This is a genomic window from Lysinibacillus sp. FJAT-14222 (genome assembly GCF_001278875.1).
Lineage (GTDB): Bacteria > Bacillota > Bacilli > Bacillales_A > Planococcaceae > Lysinibacillus > Lysinibacillus agricola.
The window spans coordinates 1-1,373 of the sequence record NZ_LIYL01000017.1; the positions used below are offsets into that span (position 1 = coordinate 1).

General features: G+C 42.8%; 1 protein-coding gene. It reads right to left on the reverse strand.

Going from position 1 to position 1,373, the window contains the following annotated elements; translation table 11 throughout:
- Positions 1–192 precede the first annotated feature (192 nt).
- The gene (locus AN161_RS07750) at positions 193–1,263 is read right to left on the reverse strand and encodes an IS30 family transposase (RefSeq protein WP_053593794.1); all 1,071 of its coding nucleotides are present in this window, start codon (positions 1,261–1,263) and stop codon (positions 193–195) included.
- Between the last annotated feature and the right edge of the window lie 110 nt (positions 1,264–1,373).

The window sequence follows — 1,373 nt, forward strand, 5'->3', positions numbered from 1 at the left end:
AAAAACACCCCAGAGGTTCCTTTGTCTTCTGTTTGTCGGTCGGCGTAGTCCGTTCAACCTGTGTTGGCTAGATCTGCAAGGCGGTTTCCCTTGTGGATCTAGCCAGTACAGGTTAGGATCTGTAGCTGACTGATGAACAGGAGACTTTTCTGTTTGGAGGGAGGCTCAGGGGTGCGGGGTGTCCCCGCGGTCTTAAGAGACGAGTTTCTGAAGTTCCTCTTCAAACAGTTCATTTGGTGTCTTGTAGGCAAAGATTTTTCTTGGTAGGTTGTTCATTGCCCTCTCAATCATACGAATTTGCGTCCGGCTATAATCCTCAATCGCATGTCCTTTAGGGATGAAACGACGGATGATTCCGTTGTGGTTTTCATTTGTTCCACGTTCCCACGAAGAGTATGGATGAGTGAAATAGATATTTATCCTATCACCAAACATTTCTGACAACCTAGCGAATTCAGAACCATTATCTGCGGTGATTGATTTAAAGACCGCAGATGTGTATTCACCGAATTCTTCGAGGACTGAAGAGAGTGCGTAGTTAACTGAGTCGGCATCTTTCCCGTCCATCTTTACGATGAATTCACGACGCGTTTTGCGTTCAATCAAAGTTAATAGTACATCATCTTCTTTATCCTTGCGCCCTACGACGGAGTCAATTTCAAAATGACCGAATTCTTCACGAGATTCAACGCTATCAGGACGTTCTTCAATACTTTTACCGAGAACTGTCTTATTTGGGCGTTGCGTTTTCTTAACCTTTTTGGTATTTCGACGTACCTTTAAGAGAAGGTCACTGTTTCGAGTTTTCAGAAGACCCAGCTCGATATAATGATAAAGGGTCTTTGTTGAGATCATTTCATCCGGAGAAAACAACCCTTTGAGCTTCGCAAGACCAACAATCGCATCTGGAGATAGGGTCCTTGTGCGATCAAGTAATAGTTCGTCAACAAATGCCAAGAATGCCTTCACACGCCCAAACTTCAACGGTTTACGAGAACGAGCCACATTTCGATCTGTTACAGCTTGACCTGTTTCAGCAAGATATTGCGTTGTGTAGATATGTTTTCCATTGATTTTTTTTACTTGAGTGGTCGTGCCACGAGCAAGTTCATTGTAGATTGTCCCGCGCGAAACCTTGAGTTTTCGCGCAAGTTCGCTCTTATTTGTAATTCCGGCATTCAAATAGCCTTGAAGTTCTCCACGTTGAAACTGTGTAAGGCGTGGTTTCTTATTCGTTATTTTTATGTTATTCTGTTCTAGCATCGTATTCGAAATCCCTTCTTATTGATTGGTGTAGGAACCTCAATAATACACGATTTCGCGTACGATGTTTTTATTTTTCTAAAGTGTTCAACTTGATTCTACTATTCGCC